The sequence below is a fragment of the Streptomyces sp. NPDC091209 genome (genome assembly GCF_044757755.1).
GTDB lineage: Bacteria > Actinomycetota > Actinomycetes > Streptomycetales > Streptomycetaceae > Streptomyces.
This window is the reverse complement of record NZ_JBIVVR010000006.1, coordinates 276,897-294,243: the sequence shown is the minus strand read 5'-3', so window position 1 is coordinate 294,243 and position 17,347 is coordinate 276,897. Positions and strand designations below refer to the sequence as shown.

Here is a 17,347-nt window from a genome sequence, read left to right as displayed (position 1 = left end):
CCGATGGCAGATGGCCAGGGCGAAGGCGCGTACCGGATCGAGCACGACTCCATGGGCGAGGTGCGGGTGCCCGCGGAGGCGAAGTGGCGGGCGCAGACGCAGCGCGCCGTGGAGAATTTCCCGGTCTCGGGGCAGCGGATCGAGCGCGCGCACATCGAGGCCCTGGCCCGGATCAAGGCGGCCGCCGCGAAGGTGAACGGCGAGCTGGGCGTGATCGGCAAGGATGTCGCGGAGGCGATCCAGGAGGCGGCGGATGAGGTCGCCGAGGGGCGCTGGGACGCGCAGTTCCCGGTGGACGTGTTCCAGACGGGGTCGGGGACGTCCTCCAACATGAACGCCAACGAGGTCATCGCCACGCTCGCGACCGAGCGGCTGGGCCGGGACGTGCACCCGAACGACCACGTGAACGCCTCGCAGTCGAGCAACGACGTGTTCCCGTCCTCGATCCACATCGCCGCGACCGCCGCCGTGACCCGCGATCTGGTGCCCGCGCTGGAGCGTCTCGAAGCCGCCCTCGGCCGCAAGGCGGAGGAGTTCGCCGACGTGGTGAAGTCGGGGCGCACCCATCTCATGGACGCGACTCCGGTGACGCTCGGCCAGGAGTTCGGGGGGTACGCGGCCCAGGTGCGGTACGGGGTCGAACGGCTCCGGGCCTCGCTGCCACGGCTGGCCGAACTCCCGCTCGGCGGGACGGCCGTGGGCACGGGGATCAACACACCGCCCGGGTTCTCCGCCGCGGTGATCGCGGAGGTGGCGCGGGCGACCGGGCTGCCGCTGACCGAGGCCCGCGACCACTTCGAGGCGCAGGGGGCGCGCGACGGGATCGTGGAGACGAGCGGGCAGCTGCGGACCATCGCCGTGGGGCTCACCAAGATCGCGAACGATCTGCGGTGGATGGCTTCCGGGCCGCGCACCGGACTGGCCGAGATCAGCCTCCCGGACCTCCAGCCGGGGTCCTCGATCATGCCGGGCAAGGTGAACCCGGTCGTCCCCGAGGCGGTGCTGATGGTCGCCGCCCAGGTGATGGGGAACGACGCGACCGTCGCCGTCGCGGGCGCGGCGGGGAACTTCGAACTCAACGTGATGCTGCCGGTGATCGCCAAGAACGTCCTGGAGTCGGTCCGGCTGCTCGCGAACGTCTCGCGGCTGCTCGCCGACCGCACGGTCGACGGGATCGTCGCGCACCGTGAGCGGGCCCGTGAGTACGCGGAGTCGTCGCCGTCCGTGGTGACACCGCTGAACAAGTACATCGGATACGAGGAGGCCGCCAAGGTGGCCAAGAAGGCGCTGGCGGAGCGCAAGACGATTCGCCTGGTGGTGCTGGAGTCGGGGTACGTGGAGCGCGGTGACCTGACCCTGGAGCAGTTGGACGAGGCGTTGGATGTCCTGCGGATGACGCACCCGTAACAGCCCGCACCCATGGAGAAACGCCTGATGACAGCTCCGTAACAGCAGTTCGCCGATGGCAAGAACCATGACGGGTACCGCAGCGTCGTATGCGGGGGACACCTAATATCTGTTCATGGCAGAGGGTGGAGCGGTGAGACGAGCGGAAGCGGGCGGGCCGGGGGCGTACTGGGAGCCCGGCAGCCAGATCCTGTGGCGGTACCGGGAGAACGCCGGAGAGCGGGTCCACATCTGCCGCCCCGTGACGGTCGTACGGGACGACGCCGACCTGCTCGGGGTGTGGATGGCGCCGGGCACGGAGTGTGTGAAGCCGGTGCTCGCCGACGGTTCGCCGGTGCACGGAGAACCGCTGGAGTCGCGCTACACGAAGCCTCGGGCGGTGCGGCGGGACCGGTGGTTCGGGACCGGGGTGCTCAAGCTGGCGCGGCCGGGCGACGCCTGGTCGGTCTGGCTGTTCTGGGACCAGGGCTGGCGTTTCAAGAACTGGTACGTGAATCTGGAGGCTCCGTTGGCCCGTTGGGCGGGCGGAGTGGACTCCGAGGATCACTTCCTCGACATCTCGGTCCACCCGGACCGGAGTTGGCGCTGGCTCGACGAGGACGAATTCGCCATGGCGCAACGGGCCGGTCTGATGGATGCTCAACTGGCGGCACGGGTGCGGGAGGCGGGGTGGTCTGCGGTGGAGGTGATCCGCGCCTGGGGCGCGCCGTTCTCGGACGGCTGGCAGCACTGGAGGCCCGATCCGGGCTGGCCGGTTCCCGCTCTGCCGGATGACTGGGACCGTACGCCCGCGCACGTGTCCTCATGAGACCCTTGATGCGCCCCCGTGGTACAACCGTAGGATCGTCTTCCGCAAGGGCGCACGGCAGTAACAACTCCCGCAGGATGAGCCGGGCTTGACCATATGTCACCGAGGGGCGGCAGGACGTGAGCGAGGGGTACGAGGCGTACGGCGGCGGGGCCGGCCAGGCATCGGCCGCACCGAGCGGGCTCGCCACGACGGCCGTGCGGGCGCGGGCTTCGGCCACCGCCCTCCTGTCGGCGCGGGCCGTTTCCGGCCGCCCGCGGGCCGTACCGTGCCGGGCGACGGCCGCTGGTGCCGTCGGTTCCGGCCCTGACGACACGCAGAATCCGTTCCTGGGGCACACATTCCGGGTATCGGGGCTGCGGGACGAACTGCGCGCACGGCGTGCAGCCCCGGACGGATGGATTCGACACGCGTGACGGAGCACCCCACCTCGCACGAGCGCCGGCAGAGCGGCGCCGGCCGGCCGCCCGCCCCCGCGGACCCTCGCGGGGCGCTCCTGCGTACCTCGGAGCAGCCGTCCCAGCTTCCGGGTTCCGGAGCGTTACCGGTGCAGGCCCGCACGGGCGACGCGCCGAGGAGCTCGGGTACGGCCACGCCGCGCGGCAAGCGCGGCAAGGCCGGCGGCAAGGTGCCCGGCGACGCCGCCATGTCCTCGGGCACGGACGTGCCCTCGTCGTCGCCCCCCTCCTCCGGGCCCGGCCCGGAGCACTCGCAGCCCTCGGCGACCGAACCCGATCCGCACCGCCCCCGGCCCGCGCCGGAGGGCATCCCGATCCAGCCGGACGCCGAGCGGGACCGGGCTTCGCGGACCTCCGGCGGCAAGGAGCGCCGTAGCGGGCAGACGCTGCCGCAGGGCGGCCCGATGCCTATGCGGCGGGACGGCGACCGGCTGCGCTTCGTGGGCGCCGCGACCCGGCGGATCGCCCGGGGCATCGACCTCGACGAGATCGTGATGGGGCTGTGCCGGGCCACCGTGCCTACCTTCTCGGACGCGATCCTCGTCTATCTGCGCGACCCGCTGCCGGTCGGCGACGAGCGGCCGACGGGGCCTCTCGTGCTGCGGCTGCGGCGCACGGACCGCATTCCCGAGGAGCGGGACACCGAGAGCGGTTTCCTGTCCGTGCTGCGGCCTGAGCCCAGTGAGCTGTCGGCGATGACGGCCGAGCTGTGCGAGGTGCGTCCCGGCGGGGCGCTCGCCGAGGTGCTGCGCGGGGTGCGGCCGGTGTTCGCGGACGCGCCCGCCGCGCGGGCCGCGCTGCCCGAGCTGCTCGGCGACGATCTGCCGGTGCCGAGCGGCCAGCGGGCGATCCTCGCCCCGCTGCGCGGCCGGCGCCGGGTGATCGGGGCGGCGCTGTTCCTGCGCCGTCCGGAGCGTCTGGCCTTCGAGGCGGACGATCTGCTGGTCGCGGCGCAGCTCGCCACGCACAGCGCGCTCGGTATCGACAAGGCGGTGCTGTACGGCCGCGAGGCGTACATCGCCGACGAACTGCAGCGCACGATGCTGCCCGAGACGCTGCCGCGGCCCACGGGCGTACGGCTCGCGTCCCGCTATCTGCCGGCCGCGGAGACGGCGCGGGTGGGCGGCGACTGGTACGACGCGATCCCGCTGCCGGGCAGCCGGGTCGCCCTGGTCGTGGGTGACGTGATGGGCCACTCCATGACGTCGGCGGCGATCATGGGCCAGCTGCGGACGACGGCGCAGACCCTCGCGGGGCTCGACCTGCCGCCGCAGGAGGTGCTGCACCACCTCGACGAGCAGGCGCAGCGGCTCGGCACCGACCGCATGGCGACCTGCCTGTACGCCGTCTACGACCCGGTGTCTCACCGGATCACCATCGCCAACGCGGGCCATCCGCCGCCGGTGCTGCTGCATCTGGGCGGGCGGGCCGAGGTGCTGCGGGTGCCGCCGGGTGCCCCCATCGGCGTGGGCGGGGTCGATTTCGAGGCGGTGGAGCTGGACGCGCCGGCCGGGGCGACGCTGCTGCTGTACACCGACGGGCTGGTCGAGTCGCGGCTGAGGGACGTCTGGACCGGGATAGAGCAGTTGCGGGAGAAGCTCGCGGCGGTCGCGGCCCTGACCGGCCCCGATCATCCGCCGCCCCTGGAAGCGCTGTGCGACGAGGTGCTGGACATGCTCGGCCCGGGTGACCGGGACGACGACATCGCGCTGCTCGCGGCGCGGTTCGACGGGATCGCGCCGAGCGATGTCGCGTACTGGTTCCTGGAGCCGGAGGACGCGGCGCCGGGCCGGGCCCGGCGTCTGGCCCGGCGGGCCCTGGCCCGTTGGGGCATGGAGGACATGACCGACTCCGTGGAGCTGCTGGTCAGCGAGGTCGTGACGAACGCGGTGCGGTACGCGTCACGGCCGGTGACGCTGCGGCTGCTGCGGACGGACGTCCTGCGCTGCGAGGTCGGCGACGACGTGCCGCAGCTTCCGAGGCTGCGGCAGGCGCGGGCCACGGACGAGGGCGGCCGCGGGCTGTTCCTGGTGAACCGGCTGGCACGGCGGTGGGGGGCGACCCGGCTGAGTACGGGAAAGGTCGTCTGGTTCGAGTTGAACCGGAACTGACCGGGTACCCGTCCGGCCTCGCCCTCGCGGGCCGGCACCGAACCGTGCCGGACCGCACCCGGCGCCGGACCCTGTCGATGCCGGACCGTACTGGCACGACCGTTTTCGGCGCTGAACCGGTGCCGGACCCGACCGGTGCCGGACCGTACTGGCGCGGGGCTGTTGCCGGTGGTGAACCGGCGCCGGACCCTGTCGATGGCGGATTTGCCGGTGCCGGACGGTGCTCGCGCCGGATCGTGCCGGCGCTTGTCCGTGCCGGTGCCGGGTGCTGTCTCCATGTTGCCGACACGCTGTCGGCGGCGTTGACTGCTGGGGTGGGCGAAGCGACCTGACGACCTCATCTCCGACGGGAGGACGCTCGTGACGCAGGCATCCCGGAAGGCTCCGTACACCACGAACAACGTCGGGATTCCGGTGGAGAGCGACGAACACTCGCTCACCGTCGGCCCCGACGGACCGATCCTGCTCCAGGACCACTACCTCATCGAGAAGATGGCGCAGTTCAACCGGGAGCGGGTGCCCGAGCGGGTGGTGCACGCCAAGGGAAGTGGCGCGTACGGATTCTTCGAAGTGACCAACGACGTCAGCCAGTTCACCCGGGCCGACCTCTTCCAGCCGGGCAGGCGCACCGAGATGCTGGCGCGCTTCTCGACCGTCGCCGGCGAGCAGGGCTCGCCCGACACCTGGCGCGACCCCCGTGGCTTCGCGCTGAAGTTCTACACCGAGCACGGCAATTACGACCTGGTGGGCAACAACACCCCGGTGTTCTTCGTCCGCGACACGATCAAGTTCCAGGACTTCATCCGCTCGCAGAAGCGCCACCCGGTGACGGGGCTGCGCGACCACGACATGCAGTGGGACTTCTGGACCCTCTCGCCCGAGTCGGCGCACCAGGTGACCTGGCTGATGGGCGACCGGGGCATCCCGAAGACGTACCGCAACATGAACGGCTACAGCTCCCACACCTATATGTGGATCAACGGCGGTGGTGAGCGGTTCTGGGTGAAGTACCACTTCAAGACCGACCAGGGCATCGAGTTCCTCACCCAGGCCGAGGCCGACACCCTGGCCGGGACCGACCCCGACGTCCACCGCAGGGATCTGTACGAGTCGATCACGTCCGGGAACGCGCCGAGCTGGACGCTGAAGGTGCAGATCATGCCGTTCGAGGACGCGGCGGACTACCGGTTCAACCCGTTCGACCTGACGAAGGTCTGGCCGCACGGGGACTACCCGTTGATCGACGTGGGCCGCATGGTGCTGGACAGGAATCCCGAGGACTACTTCGTCCACATCGAGCAGGCCGCGTTCGAGCCCTCGAACCTGGTGCCGGGCATCGGGCCCTCACCGGACAAGATGCTGCTGGGCCGGCTGTTCTCGTACCCCGACACCCACCGGTACCGGATCGGCCCCAACTACGCCCAGCTCCCGCCCAACCGGCCGCACGCCCCGGCGAACTCGTACGCCAAGGACGGTCCGATGCGCTACGAGCCGTCGAAGGCGGCCCGTCCGTACGCGCCCAACTCCTACGGCGGCCCGGCGGCCGACTACGGGCGCTTCGGTGACCCCGCGAGCTGGCAGACCGCCGGTGAATTGGTGCGCGAGGCGTACAAGCCGCACCGCTCGGACGACGACTGGGGCCAGGCGGGCACGATGGTCCGCCAGGTCCTCGACGACGCGGCCCGCGACCGGCTGGTGGACAACGTGAGCGGCCACCTCAAGGACGGTGTGAGCCGCCCGGTCCTGGACCGGGCCGTCCAGTACTGGCGCAACGTGGACAAGGAGACCGGCGACAGGATCGCGCAGAGCGTCAACGGCGGCTGAAGCGGCTCCGCGCCGTAACCCTCGGGCAGCCCGATCCGGGCCCGCACGGGGCCGCACCTCTCAACGGCGACAGGAGGGGGCACCCGGAACTCCGGGTGCCCCCTCCTGGTGCGCTCGGGCGCTACTGGCCGGTCTGATCGAACGGGTTGGCCGGGGTGCTGGGCGAACTCGTCGTGCTGGACGGGCTCGTCGTCGGCGGCACGGTCGTCGGCGGCTGGGTCGTGGGGGTCGGCGGGCTGCTGGTGGTGGGCGGCGCCGTCGACGGCGCCTCGGTGGTCGGGGTCGACGACGGTGTGCTGGACGGCGTCTGGGTGAAGGTGGGCGTGTCCGTCGGCGCCACCGCCGCGCCCGTCGTGGTGTTCAGGTCGAACTTGCTGACCTGGCCGGCCATCGCCTCGAAGGTGTAAGCCGCCCAGATCTTCGCCGGGTAGCCACCGCCGTTGACACGGCCGCTCTCCGCGACGAGGCCCGTGGCGCCCTTCATGGAGACCTGGTTGTGGGTCTTCGCGTCCTCGCCGAACAGCAGGACCGAGGTGACCAGCTTCGGCGTGTAGCCGGTGAACCAGGCCGACTTGTTGTTGTCGGACGTACCGGTCTTGCCGGCGACCACCTGGCCGTCGCGGTTCACGTTGTCCCGCACCGAGACCCGGGCCGTACCGTCGTCGACCACGCCGGTCAGCACCGAGGTGACCGTGTCGGCGGCCTCCGTACTGATGATCTGACTGCCGATCGGGTCCGGCATCGTGACCGTGCGGTCCTTGTGCTGGGCCGAGGCGACGATCGCCGGGGTGACCTTCTTGCCGTGGTTGTCGAGCGTGGCGTACGCGCCCGCCATCTCCAGCGGGCTCGCGCCCATGGAGCCGAGGGTCTGGGCGGGCACCGCCGGGAGGCCCTTGGTGTTCATGCCGAGCTTGCCCGCGACCTTCAGCACCTCGTCCATGCCGACGTCGACGCCCATCTGCGCGAAGACGGAGTTGATGGACTTGTTCATCGCGGTCTGCACGGTGACGGGGCCGTAGCTGTGCTCGTCCTCGTTCGGCGGCGCGAAGCCGACGTCACTGCCGACGACGGGACGGCGGTTGGTGCCGTCGTAGATCGTGTTCGCGGTGATCGGCTGGCCGGAGTGCGTCTTGGCCTCCTCGGCGAGCGCGGCCGCGAGGATCATCGGCTTGAACGTCGAGGCGGCCTGGTAGTCACGGCGTGTCGAGTTGTTGATGTAGTGCTTGAAGTAGTCCGTGCCGCCGTACATCGCGAGGACCTTGCCGGTCTTGGGGTCGACCGACACGGCACCGGCCTGCATGTTGGCGTCGACCTTGCGCTTCTTCGGGTCCAGCTTGCTGGTGAGCTGCTGCTTGACCGTCTTCAGCAGCAGGGCCTGCTTCTTCTTGTCCACGTTGAGCGTGATGGTCCAGCCGCCCGCGTCGACCATGGCGTGGGCGACGCTGAGGTCGCCCGCGGTGCCCTGGGTGACGAGCTGCCTGGCCAGTTCGTTGTTGGCCGACTCCACCAGATAGCCGGTCTGGCCCTCCATGCCCGGTGCGCCGGTGGGGTCCTTGGGCACGGGGAACTTCATGGCCGCGCGCTTGCCCGAGTCGAGCCAGCCCTGCTGGACCATGTTGTCGAGGGTGTAGTTCCAGCGGGCCTGGACCAGCTTCTTGCCGGTCTTCGAGGCGACCGCCCAGTCGTACTGGCTCGGAGCCTGGAGCAGCGAGGCGAGGTAGGCGCCCTGCTCGACCGTGAGGTCGCTCGCGTCGACGCGGTAGTAGGCCTGCGCCGCCGCCTGGATGCCGTACGCGTTGCGGCCGTAGTAGCTGGTGTTGATGTAGCCCGCGAGGATGTCGTCCTTGGACTTCTGGCGGTCCAGCTTCAGCGAGATGACCATTTCCTTCAGCTTGCGCGTGACGGTCTGGTCCTGGCTGAGGTAGTAGTTCTTGACGTACTGCTGGGTGATCGTCGAACCACCCTGCTTGCCCTTGCCGGACAGGGTGTTGATCAGACCTCGGGCGGTGCCCTTGAGGTCGATGCCCGAGTCCTTGTAGAAGGTCTTGTTCTCGGCGGCGACGAAGGTCTTCTGGACGCTCTTGGGCACGTTGGCCAGGTCGACGATCTCGCGGTTGACCTTGCCGGTGCGCGCGAGCATCGAGCCGTCGCTGTACTTGTAGATGTTGCTCTGCCGCTTGGCGGCCGCGTTGCCCTCGGGGACGGACACGACCATGTAGAGCACGATGAAGGCGCCCATGCCGAGCAGGCAGAAGCCGAAGAACGACCCGAGGATCGTCTTCCAGTTCACGAACCGGCGTATGCCGGTGCGGCGGGGCTTGCCGCCCGGCTTCGCGCCTGCTCTCACGTCGGCTCCGGGGGCCGCCGACTCATGCCCAGACGAGCGCTGGGGCGCCGCGCGGCGGCCCTGCGCCTGCCGCGCTCGTCTCTCTTCAGCTCGTCCCATGGGTCGATCCGCTCCGCTTCTCTCTCGTGTGGCACACAAGTTCGTCGGCCAGGTCAGCTCAGAAAGCTAACACCGCGCGCTATGACAAAGGGCCGCCGATCCGGTCTTTTCCGGACGTGACAATCAGCACGCCTTACGCACCCGCCTCACTGAATCCGACGAGCAGGAGGGGCGGAAGGTTGCTATGACCAGTAAAGTGATATCAGTTAGATATACGGACGCCATGCCGTACGAAAGGGGGGAGCCTCCATGCCGTCACACGGCTCCCGTGACTCCTCACCCGCCCCAGGCGTATCCGGCGCCGTGGCGCCCGGGGAAGCGCCCGGCCCGCCGGCTTCGCGCGGGCGGGAGATCGCCGCGCACCGCATCGGCGAGGGGCTCGCGCCTCTCCCCGGTCCGCCCGGGCCGCTCCTCGGCGCCGCACTGTGCGCCGTCGGCGCGGCGGGCGCCCTGCCGAACCCGGGGGTCCCCCGGTGACGGCTCCCGCGGAAGGGACCCCGACCCCGCCGCGCAGGCAGCCGCAGCCGCGCAAGCAGGTGCTCCTGCGGCTCGATCCGCTGGTGTACGAGGCCCTGGCCCGCTGGGCGGGCGACGAACTGCGCTCGGCCAACGCGCAGATCGAGTTCCTGCTGCGCCGCGCGCTCGCCGAGTCGGGGCGGCTGCCCGGCGGCGCGGGACCGATCCCCCGCCGGGGGCGACCACCCGTTCCCGGGGAGCCGGAGCACCGGGAGGAGTAGACGGCCCCACCACCTTCCGTACAGGCCCGCTCCACCTCCGGCCCGCTCCCCGCCGGTGCCACTCCCCTACCGGTCACATCCGCCGCCGGGCCACGTCCCCGCCGGCCCGCTCGCCGAGTCGGCCCGCTCCCCGCCGGGCCACTCCTCCCGCCGGGCCACTCCTCTCTCTCCCAGCCCGCCCACTCTCCTGACCGCCCACCCCACCGCCGGCCCGCTCACCTGCCGACCCACTCCCCCGTCACCGCCGCCCCGCGATCCCGGCTCCGCCCCGCGGTTGCGGGGCTCTCGCCTCGTCCTCATCCGCGGGCACCGGGCGCGTCGGTTTCAGAACCGTGACAATTGGTCGTGACCAGCCGGTTCCCGCCCTTCCGGCCGTCTCCTCGGTCATCTATACGCGGCGCGTATACATGCGATGTATACGCCGTGTGTACAGTGCTGCGCATGTCCATCGGTCACACCCTCCTAGGGCTCCTGGAGTCCGGGCCGCGCCACGGTTACGACCTCAAGCGGGCCTTTGACGAGAAGTTCGGTCACGACCGGCCACTGCACTACGGCCAGGTCTACTCGACGATGTCGCGGCTGCTGAAGAACGGGCTCGTCGAGATCGACGGGATCGAGGCGGGCGACGGCCCCGAGCGCAAGCGGTACGCGATCACCGAAGCCGGGATCACCGACGTGGAGCGCTGGCTCGCGACGCCGGAGACGCCCGAGCCGTACCTCCAGTCGACCCTGTACACGAAGGTCGTCCTCGCCCTGCTGACCCACCGCGACGCGAGCGAGCTCCTCGACACCCAGCGTTCGGAGCATCTGCGGATGATGCGCATGCTCACCGAACGCAAGCGCAAGGGCGACCTGGCGGATCAGCTGATCTGCGACCACGCCCTCTTCCATCTGGAGGCCGATCTGCGGTGGCTGGAACTGGCCGCCGCGCGCCTCGACAAACTCGCCGAGGCGGTGACGACCCGATGACCACGATCACGCCCCCTCCGGGTTCCCTGCTCATAGCGTCGGAGCTGCGCAAGACGTACGGCCCGACCACCGCGCTGGACGGCGCCGCGTTCTCCATCCACCCCGGCGAGGTGGTCGCCGTGATGGGTCCCTCCGGTTCCGGCAAATCCACCCTGCTCCACTGTCTCGCCGGGATCGTCACTCCCGACTCCGGCTCGATCACGTACAACGGCCGCGAGATGGCGACGATGAACGACGCCCAGCGCAGTGCGCTGCGCCGCTCGGAGTTCGGGTTCGTCTTCCAGTTCGGCCAGCTCGTACCGGAGCTGAGCTGTGTCGAGAACGTCGCGCTGCCGCTGCGGCTGAACGGCACGGGCCGCAAGGAGGCCGAGCGCACCGCGCTGTCCTGGATGGAGCGGCTGGAGGTCGACGACCTGTCCGGCAAGCGGCCCGGTGAGGTCTCCGGCGGTCAGGGACAGCGCGTCGCGGTGGCCCGTTCGCTGGTCACGAGCCCGCGGGTGCTGTTCGCCGACGAGCCGACCGGCGCGCTCGACTCCCTCAACGGCGAGCGCGTGATGGATCTGCTGACCGACGCGGCCCGCTCCACGAACGCCGCCGTCGTGCTCGTCACGCACGAGGCGCGCGTGGCCGCGTACTCGGACCGCGAGATCGTCGTACGCGACGGCAGGTCCCGGGACATGGAGCGGATCGTATGAGCGTGCGCCAGTGGTCCCGCGACCTCGCCATGGGCGCCCGGTTCGCGGTGACCGGGGGCCGTGAGGCCTGGGTGCGGGTCCTGCTGACAGCCGTCGGCGTAGGACTCGGGGTCGCGCTGCTGCTGCTCACCACGGCGCTCCCGAGCGCGCTGGCCTCCCGGCACGAGCGGGAACGCGGGCGCAACGACATGACGTTCAGCTCGGTGATCAAGAAGAAGTCCGACCGTACGTTGCTCATCGCGACGTCGGACACCACCTTCCGCGACGAGGACGTACGCGGCCGGATGCTCGAACCCGAAGGGGCGCGGGCGCCGTTGCCACCGGGCGTGTCCTCGTTCCCCGCGGTCGGCGACATGGTCGTCTCGCCCGCTCTCGACCGGCTGCTGAAGTCTCCCGACGGCAAGCTGCTGCGCGAACGGCTCGGCTACCGCGTGCGCGGCACCATCGCGGACAGCGGGCTCGTGGGCCCGCACGAACTCGCCTACTACGCGGGCGCCGACAAGCTGAGCGCGACCGCCGAGACCAACGGCCGCATCGAACGCATCGACTCGTTCGGGTACAGCGGACAGTCGGAGGCGATGGACCCCATCCTCGTGCTGCTCGTGCTCATCGTCTTCGTAGTGTTGCTGATGCCGGTCGGCGTCTTCATCGCCGCAGCCGTACGGTTCGGCGGCGAGCGGCGCGACCGGCGGCTGGCCGCACTGCGACTGGTCGGCGCGGACGGACGGATGACACGCCGGATCGCGGCCGGCGAGGCGCTGGCCGGAGCGCTGGTCGGGCTGGCCCTCGGCGCGGGGTTCTTCCTGATCGGACGTCAGCTCGCCGGCCTGGTGATGGTCTTCAGGATCAGCGTCTTCCCCAGCGACCTCAACCCGACGCCCGGGCTGGTGGTGTTGGTGGCCCTCGCGGTCCCGTCCGCCGCGGTCGCGGTCACGCTCCTCGCGCTGCGCGGGGTCGTCATCGAACCGCTCGGAGTGGTGCGCACGGCGCGGCCGTCGCGGCGCCGACTGTGGTGGCGCCTGCTGCTGCCGCTGGGCGGCCTCGCGATGCTCTACCCGATGATCGGGCAGGGACGGTCCAACGGGAACTTCAACCAGTACCTCGTCATCGGCGGCGTCCTGCTGCTGCTCGTCGGCATCACCGCGCTGCTGCCCTGGGTGGTCGAGGCGGTCGTCGCCCGGCTGAACTCGGGCGGTGTGGCCTGGCAACTGGCCATCCGCAGACTTCAGTTGAGCAGCGGCACCGCTGCCCGCATGGTGAACGGCATTGCGGTCGCGGTGGCCGGCGCGATCGCCCTTCAGATGCTGTTCGCCGGCGTCGACGACGACTACACCAAGGTCAGCGACCAGGATCTCGCCCGGGCCCAGATGTCCGTCCAGGTGCCGGCCGGGGTGCCCATGGCCGAGGCCGTCCGGCGGATGTCCCGGACCAGGGGCGTCACGCACACGACGGCCCTGGGACGGACCGAACTGGGCGACGGACGCGACGAGCCCGAGCAGCAGTCGACCGTGTCGGTCGGCGACTGCGCGGCCCTGCGGGAGGCGGCCCGGCTGCCCTCCTGCAAGGACGGCGACATCTTCGCGGTGGGGGACGCCAAGTGGGACTCGTCCACCGCGAAGCTGAACAAGGCCGGCAAGAGGCTCTACTTCGACCCGTCCTTCGGTTCCGGCAGCAAGGGGAAGGAGATTCCCTGGACCGTGCCGCAGGGCGTCAAGCGGGCGGACTCGCGCAGGGACCCGTCCGGCGAGGAGCGCGGAGGCTTCCTGTTCACGCCCGGCGCGCTGCCCCCGCAGGCCGCTTCGACGGTGCGGGGAACGGTCTTCCTGCGGCTCGACGAGTCGGTGCCGGACGTCCGTGAGTTCGTCCGCAACAGCTCGGCACGACTCGACCCGCTGGCCGACCCCGAGACGTGGACGGCGACGATCCAGTCCAAGAAGTTCACGTCCATCCGCACGGGCCTGTTCGTCGGCGCGACCTGCGTCCTCGTGCTGATCGGCGCGAGCCTGCTGATCTCTCAGCTGGAGCAGCTACGCGAGCGCAAAAAGCTGCTGTCGGCGCTGGTCGCCTTCGGCACCCGGCGCCGCACGCTGAGCATGTCGGTGCTGTGGCAGACCGCGATCCCGATCACCCTGGGGCTCGTCCTCGCGTCGATCGTGGGCCTCACCCTCGGCACGGTGCTGCTCAAGATGACGGGCACCTCGGTGAGCGTCGACTGGGCGAGCGTGCTGTCGATGACCGGTATCGGAGCGGGAGTCGTGCTCCTGGTGACCCTGCTCAGCCTGCCTCCGCTGATCCGGCTGATGCGGCCGGACGGACTGCGTACGGAGTAGCCGGACGCGCCACCACGGACACCGTCCGCGTCGCCCGCCGGCTCCGGTGGCCCGCCCCGCCCGGGGTGGGCCACCGGTTCGCGTTCACATGCTGTACTCCCGCACCACGCGCCGGACCTGCGCGAAGAGCATGCCCACGTTCACCGCCTTGCGGCAGACGACCACGGCGACCACGTCCTGCTGGTCGTTCATGCGCACGAACAGATGGGTGAGGTTGTCGCTGTTGACCAGGATCTCCTGGAAGAAATGCGAGTCGGACTCGATGCCCCGGCGTTCCTTGAAGACATCCTCGATCATCTGGACCGTGCGCCCCTGGAACAGGTCGAGGGTGGCGCCCGCCAGCAGGTCCAGGACCTCCGGCGGATGATTGTCGACGGTCTCGTACGACAGCAGCATGCCCGTCGACATGTCGACCGCTCCGGAGGCGAGACAGTCCGGCGCGTCGGTGCGCAGTGACTTGACCAGGCCCATGATCTGGTCGGAGAACCCCGGTGTCATTCGCTTGCTGGCCATGTCGTCATACCCCTTCGGTCGCGGTTTCGGTCACGGCTCCGACGAGCGCCTCGGGGGCGCTCGGAGTCCCGGCGAGCGGGTCGGGGTCGGCCCCGGTGAGGATCGATCCGATACGGCCGAGGGCCGGCCGGGTCCACTCGTGGAGCCGTTCGAGATCGATGCCCTCGTCGCCGAGGACGATCATCAGCGCGGTGTCGCCGACCGCGTAGAAGGCCGCGAGGCCCTGGCTTCCGTAGGTCACGGTCTGGCGGAACGCGCCCCTACCGGTCACCGCGGTCGCGCGGCGCGCGATGCCGAGGCCCGCGGCGGCGATCGCGGCGAGGCTCTCGGGATCGATGGTGTCGGCGGTGTCGGCCGCGATGAGCATTCCGTCGGCCGCCGCCACCGCCGTATCGGTGATTCCGGGCACCTGTTCCCGGAGCCCTCTCATTTCCCTGGCCAATGCCTCGTGATTCATGTCGTGAACTCCCTGATGGTCGGATGCATTTGTTCGGTGGCAGGCATGCGGTTTCACGTTCCGGAATCCGGGGTCCAGATCCGGTGCCGCAGTCGGAAGAATCCTTTCCAGCTCGCCCCGGCCCTTTCGGGGGCGAGAGTCTCGGTGATTCCGCTCGCGCCGGGTTCACGGCGGGGCAGGGACGGAGCATGCGCGCCGGGCTCTCTGCGGGGCAGGTCCGAAGCGCTCGCCCCCGGAGGCGGGCCGGGGGCCGGCCGGGGCTCCGGTGCCGGGGCCTGTGCGGCCTCCACCACGGAGGACAGGGCCGAGAACACCGTCGGGTCCATCGCCGGCGGGACGCCGGACGGCCGCTGCCGGAGCGCTCCGGTCGGCAGGTCCCGCACGGTGACCGGGGCGGCGGACTCGGGCCCCTGCGGCAGTTCCAGCAGACCCTCGCCGAGCATGCGGGCCATCCCCACCGTCACGGTGTAGGCGCCGAGGCCGGTCGCGAAGGCGATGTCGCGGGCGGTCCGGCGGCCGTCGGCGTGGGCCAGTAACTCCTTCTGCGGGGGCGGCAGTTGCTCGCGTATCTCGTCCGGTACCGCGGCGGGCACGGGTCGTTCCCGGTCCGGACGTACGGGCTGCGGCAGGGCGGCGACGGCCGCGAGCTTCCTCGCCGCGTCCTGCAGCAACCGCCCCGGCGCCTCCCCGAGGGCGACCGGTGCGTACGGCTCGAAGGCGGCGTCCAGCGGGTCGCACGCCTCCACGTCACCGGCCACGACGGCGAACGCCGCGTCCTGCATCGCCATCATGCAGACGACCCGGAGCTGCGCAGCCCCCGCGTAACCGTGCGCGATCAGCCCGGCCTCGGGCCAGCGGGTGCCGCCGGACTCGCGGAGCAGTTCGGCCCACTGCTCGCCGCTGATCCGGCCGGAGCGCAGCAGCCGCGCCTCGGGACCGGGGGCGCCCGGGCTTTCGACGGCGACGACACAGCCGTCGCGGAGATGGAAGACTCCCCCGGGCTTTCCGGACACCCGCAGTTTTCCCGTCGCCCGTGTGCCCTGGCATTCGCTCAGCGCGCACGACAGCAGGTCGTATCCGACCCGGCCAAGGGAATCCCGAATGCCCGACATCACTCCCCTTGGAACTTCCGGCACTTCGCACAGACGCCTGACGAGTCACCCTGAGGGGGTATGTGTATCAGCCGGGGGCGGATATCCCGGCGAGAGTCGCGCTACCTGACGGAAGTTGAAATATCCCGCCTGCCGAAAGACGTCATCGGTCGTTTGAATGACCGACTATGTACGGCAGTTCAGGCCTCCGCGCCCAACACCCGTACGGGCAACGGGCGTAGCGCCTCGCGCAGGGCCTCCGCCAGTTCCTGGTACTCGGTGCCCCGGGCGGCGCCCGCCCGCATCGCGAGCGCGATCCGCCGGGTGGGCGCCGGATCCGCGAAGTAGCCGGTGAGGAGCTGGTTGCTGCGGGTCGTCTCCACCTTGACGGCGGTGCGCGGCAGCAGGGTCACGCCGAGGCCGCCGGCGACGAGCTGGACCAGGGTCGACAGGCCCGCAGCGGTGGTGGTGACGGGGGCGTCGGCGCGTCCGGCCTCGCGGCAGATGTCCAGGGCCTGGTCGCGCAGGCAGTGCCCTTCGTCGAGCAGCAGCAGACGGAGTTCGCGCAACGCCTCGCGCGGAATGCCCTCCCGGCCGCCGAGCCAGTGGTCGAGCGGGGTCACCAGCACGAAGTCCTCGTCGAACAGCGGGAGTTCGAGGACACCGGGCACGCCGAGGGGGACGGCGAGCAGCAGCAGGTCGAGCCGCCCGACCGCGAGGCCCTCCAGCAGGCTGGCCGTCTGCTCCTCGTGTACCTGGAGGTCGAGGTCGGGATAGCGGTCGTGGACGAGCCGCAGGACGGTGGGCAGGAGGTAGGGGGCGACGGTGGGGATGACGCCCAGGCGCAGCGCTCCGGTGAACGGCGCGCGCACGGCCTCCGCCTCCTCCATCAGCGCGCCGACCTCGTCCAGCACCGCCTTGGCGCGTACGGCCAGACGCTCACCGGCGGGCGACAGGAGCACCTTGCGGGTCGTGCGCTCCAGCAGGGTCACCCCGAGGATCTCCTCCAGGGCGGAGACCGCGCCGGACAGCGCGGGCTGGCTCATGCCGATCGCGGCGGCCGCGTCACGGAAGTGCAGATGCTCGGCCACGGCGGTGAAGGCGCGCAGTTGCGCGAGGCTGGGACTGCGGCGGCCGCCGCCCTTGCCGGCGGATCTGCCGACGGCCCCCGCCCGGCCGAGGGCCGAACCCGTCGCGCCGAGGGCGCCCGTCGCACCGGCGGCTCCCGTCGCACCCGGTGCGCCCACCGCTCCGGCTGCCCCTGGCAGGCCCCTCGCGCCGGCGACACCAGGGGCGCCTGCGGCGCCGAGGCCGCCCGCCGCACCGGCGACTCCCGTCATGTCGGCGGCTCCCGCGCTCGCGGGGGTGTCCGCGGTGCCGGTGGTGCCGGTCTCACCGGTGGGGCTCGCCATGACCGTACCTCTCACTCCGCGTCGGTTCACCGGCTGTCACTGATAGCCGCATCCGATCAACGCGACCGAGTGTAGCTATTTCCCGGATC

Annotated in this window: 13 protein-coding genes; 8 read left to right on the top strand and 5 right to left on the bottom strand. The window is 71.0% G+C overall.

Annotated features, from left to right (window positions below; all coding sequences use genetic code 11):
* Positions 1–3: 3 nt before the first annotated feature.
* From ACIQRL_RS19575 to ACIQRL_RS19560, 4 genes are all read left to right on the top strand, one after another.
* The gene (locus ACIQRL_RS19575; protein WP_401332829.1) at positions 4–1,407 is read left to right on the top strand and encodes a class II fumarate hydratase; all 1,404 of its coding nucleotides are present in this window, start codon (positions 4–6) and stop codon (positions 1,405–1,407) included.
* A gap of 115 nt (positions 1,408–1,522) precedes the next feature.
* The gene (locus tag ACIQRL_RS19570; RefSeq protein WP_401332827.1) at positions 1,523–2,215 is read left to right on the top strand and encodes a DUF402 domain-containing protein; all 693 of its coding nucleotides are present in this window, start codon (positions 1,523–1,525) and stop codon (positions 2,213–2,215) included.
* A gap of 412 nt (positions 2,216–2,627) precedes the next feature.
* Positions 2,628–4,784 (top strand): SpoIIE family protein phosphatase, encoded by a 2,157-nt coding sequence (locus tag ACIQRL_RS19565; RefSeq protein ID WP_401332825.1) that lies wholly within the window; start codon positions 2,628–2,630, stop codon positions 4,782–4,784.
* A 360-nt stretch (positions 4,785–5,144) separates the two neighbouring features.
* Positions 5,145–6,608 carry a catalase gene (locus ACIQRL_RS19560; RefSeq protein WP_401332823.1) on the top strand — a complete coding sequence of 488 codons (1,464 nt, stop codon included), beginning with the start codon at positions 5,145–5,147 and terminating at the stop codon, positions 6,606–6,608.
* Positions 6,609–6,729: 121 nt separating this feature from the next.
* On the opposite strand, the gene ACIQRL_RS19555 is transcribed toward ACIQRL_RS19560, so the two are convergent.
* Positions 6,730–9,054: a transglycosylase domain-containing protein gene (locus ACIQRL_RS19555; RefSeq protein ID WP_401332821.1), complete on the bottom strand. Its 2,325-nt coding sequence runs from the start codon at positions 9,052–9,054 to the stop codon at positions 6,730–6,732.
* 473 nt (positions 9,055–9,527) lie between these two features.
* Between ACIQRL_RS19555 and ACIQRL_RS19550 the strand changes: the two genes are divergently transcribed.
* From ACIQRL_RS19550 to ACIQRL_RS19535, 4 genes are all read left to right on the top strand, one after another.
* On the top strand, positions 9,528–9,791 hold the full coding sequence (locus ACIQRL_RS19550; RefSeq protein ID WP_401332819.1) for a hypothetical protein: 264 nt from the start codon (positions 9,528–9,530) through the stop codon (positions 9,789–9,791).
* A 441-nt stretch (positions 9,792–10,232) separates the two neighbouring features.
* Positions 10,233–10,760, top strand: a complete 528-nt coding sequence (locus tag ACIQRL_RS19545; protein ID WP_401332817.1) for a PadR family transcriptional regulator — start codon at positions 10,233–10,235, stop codon at positions 10,758–10,760.
* A 5-nt stretch (positions 10,761–10,765) separates the two neighbouring features.
* Positions 10,766–11,455, top strand: coding sequence for an ABC transporter ATP-binding protein (locus tag ACIQRL_RS19540; protein ID WP_401333378.1), 690 nt, complete (start codon positions 10,766–10,768; stop codon positions 11,453–11,455).
* On the top strand, positions 11,452–13,785 hold the full coding sequence (locus ACIQRL_RS19535; RefSeq protein ID WP_401332815.1) for an ABC transporter permease: 2,334 nt from the start codon (positions 11,452–11,454) through the stop codon (positions 13,783–13,785). Before ACIQRL_RS19540 ends, ACIQRL_RS19535 begins: the two co-directional genes overlap by 4 nt.
* Before the next feature lie 84 nt (positions 13,786–13,869).
* Here ACIQRL_RS19535 and ACIQRL_RS19530 read toward each other — a convergent pair whose 3' ends face one another.
* The 4 genes from ACIQRL_RS19530 to ACIQRL_RS19515 all read right to left on the bottom strand — a co-directional run bounded on the left by ACIQRL_RS19530 (position 13,870) and on the right by ACIQRL_RS19515 (position 16,955).
* The gene (locus tag ACIQRL_RS19530; RefSeq protein ID WP_401332814.1) at positions 13,870–14,298 is read right to left on the bottom strand and encodes a hypothetical protein; all 429 of its coding nucleotides are present in this window, start codon (positions 14,296–14,298) and stop codon (positions 13,870–13,872) included.
* Between the two features lie 4 nt (positions 14,299–14,302).
* Complete coding sequence (locus tag ACIQRL_RS19525; protein ID WP_401332812.1) at positions 14,303–14,755, bottom strand: roadblock/LC7 domain-containing protein; 453 nt, start codon at positions 14,753–14,755, stop codon at positions 14,303–14,305.
* A 53-nt stretch (positions 14,756–14,808) separates the two neighbouring features.
* A complete protein-coding gene (locus ACIQRL_RS19520; protein ID WP_401332810.1) occupies positions 14,809–15,867 on the bottom strand; it encodes a MarR family transcriptional regulator in 1,059 nt (352 codons plus the stop codon).
* Between the two features lie 179 nt (positions 15,868–16,046).
* Positions 16,047–16,955, bottom strand: a complete 909-nt coding sequence (locus ACIQRL_RS19515) for a LysR substrate-binding domain-containing protein (RefSeq protein WP_401333375.1) — start codon at positions 16,953–16,955, stop codon at positions 16,047–16,049.
* Between the last annotated feature and the right edge of the window lie 392 nt (positions 16,956–17,347).

Bases quoted from the DNA above. Each gene is read 5' to 3' on its own strand.
- ACIQRL_RS19535 (WP_401332815.1), top strand. From the start codon at position 11,452: ATGAGCGTGCGCCAGTGGTCCCGCGACCTCGCCATGGGCGCCCGGTTC.
- ACIQRL_RS19545 (WP_401332817.1), top strand. From the start codon at position 10,233: ATGTCCATCGGTCACACCCTCCTAGGGCTCCTGGAGTCCGGGCCGCGC.
- ACIQRL_RS19570 (WP_401332827.1), top strand. From the start codon at position 1,523: ATGGCAGAGGGTGGAGCGGTGAGACGAGCGGAAGCGGGCGGGCCGGGG.
- ACIQRL_RS19525 (WP_401332812.1), bottom strand. From the start codon at position 14,755: ATGAATCACGAGGCATTGGCCAGGGAAATGAGAGGGCTCCGGGAACAG.
- ACIQRL_RS19575 (WP_401332829.1), top strand. From the start codon at position 4: ATGGCAGATGGCCAGGGCGAAGGCGCGTACCGGATCGAGCACGACTCC.
- ACIQRL_RS19555 (WP_401332821.1), bottom strand. From the start codon at position 9,054: ATGGGACGAGCTGAAGAGAGACGAGCGCGGCAGGCGCAGGGCCGCCGC.
- ACIQRL_RS19520 (WP_401332810.1), bottom strand. From the start codon at position 15,867: ATGTCGGGCATTCGGGATTCCCTTGGCCGGGTCGGATACGACCTGCTG.
- ACIQRL_RS19530 (WP_401332814.1), bottom strand. From the start codon at position 14,298: ATGGCCAGCAAGCGAATGACACCGGGGTTCTCCGACCAGATCATGGGC.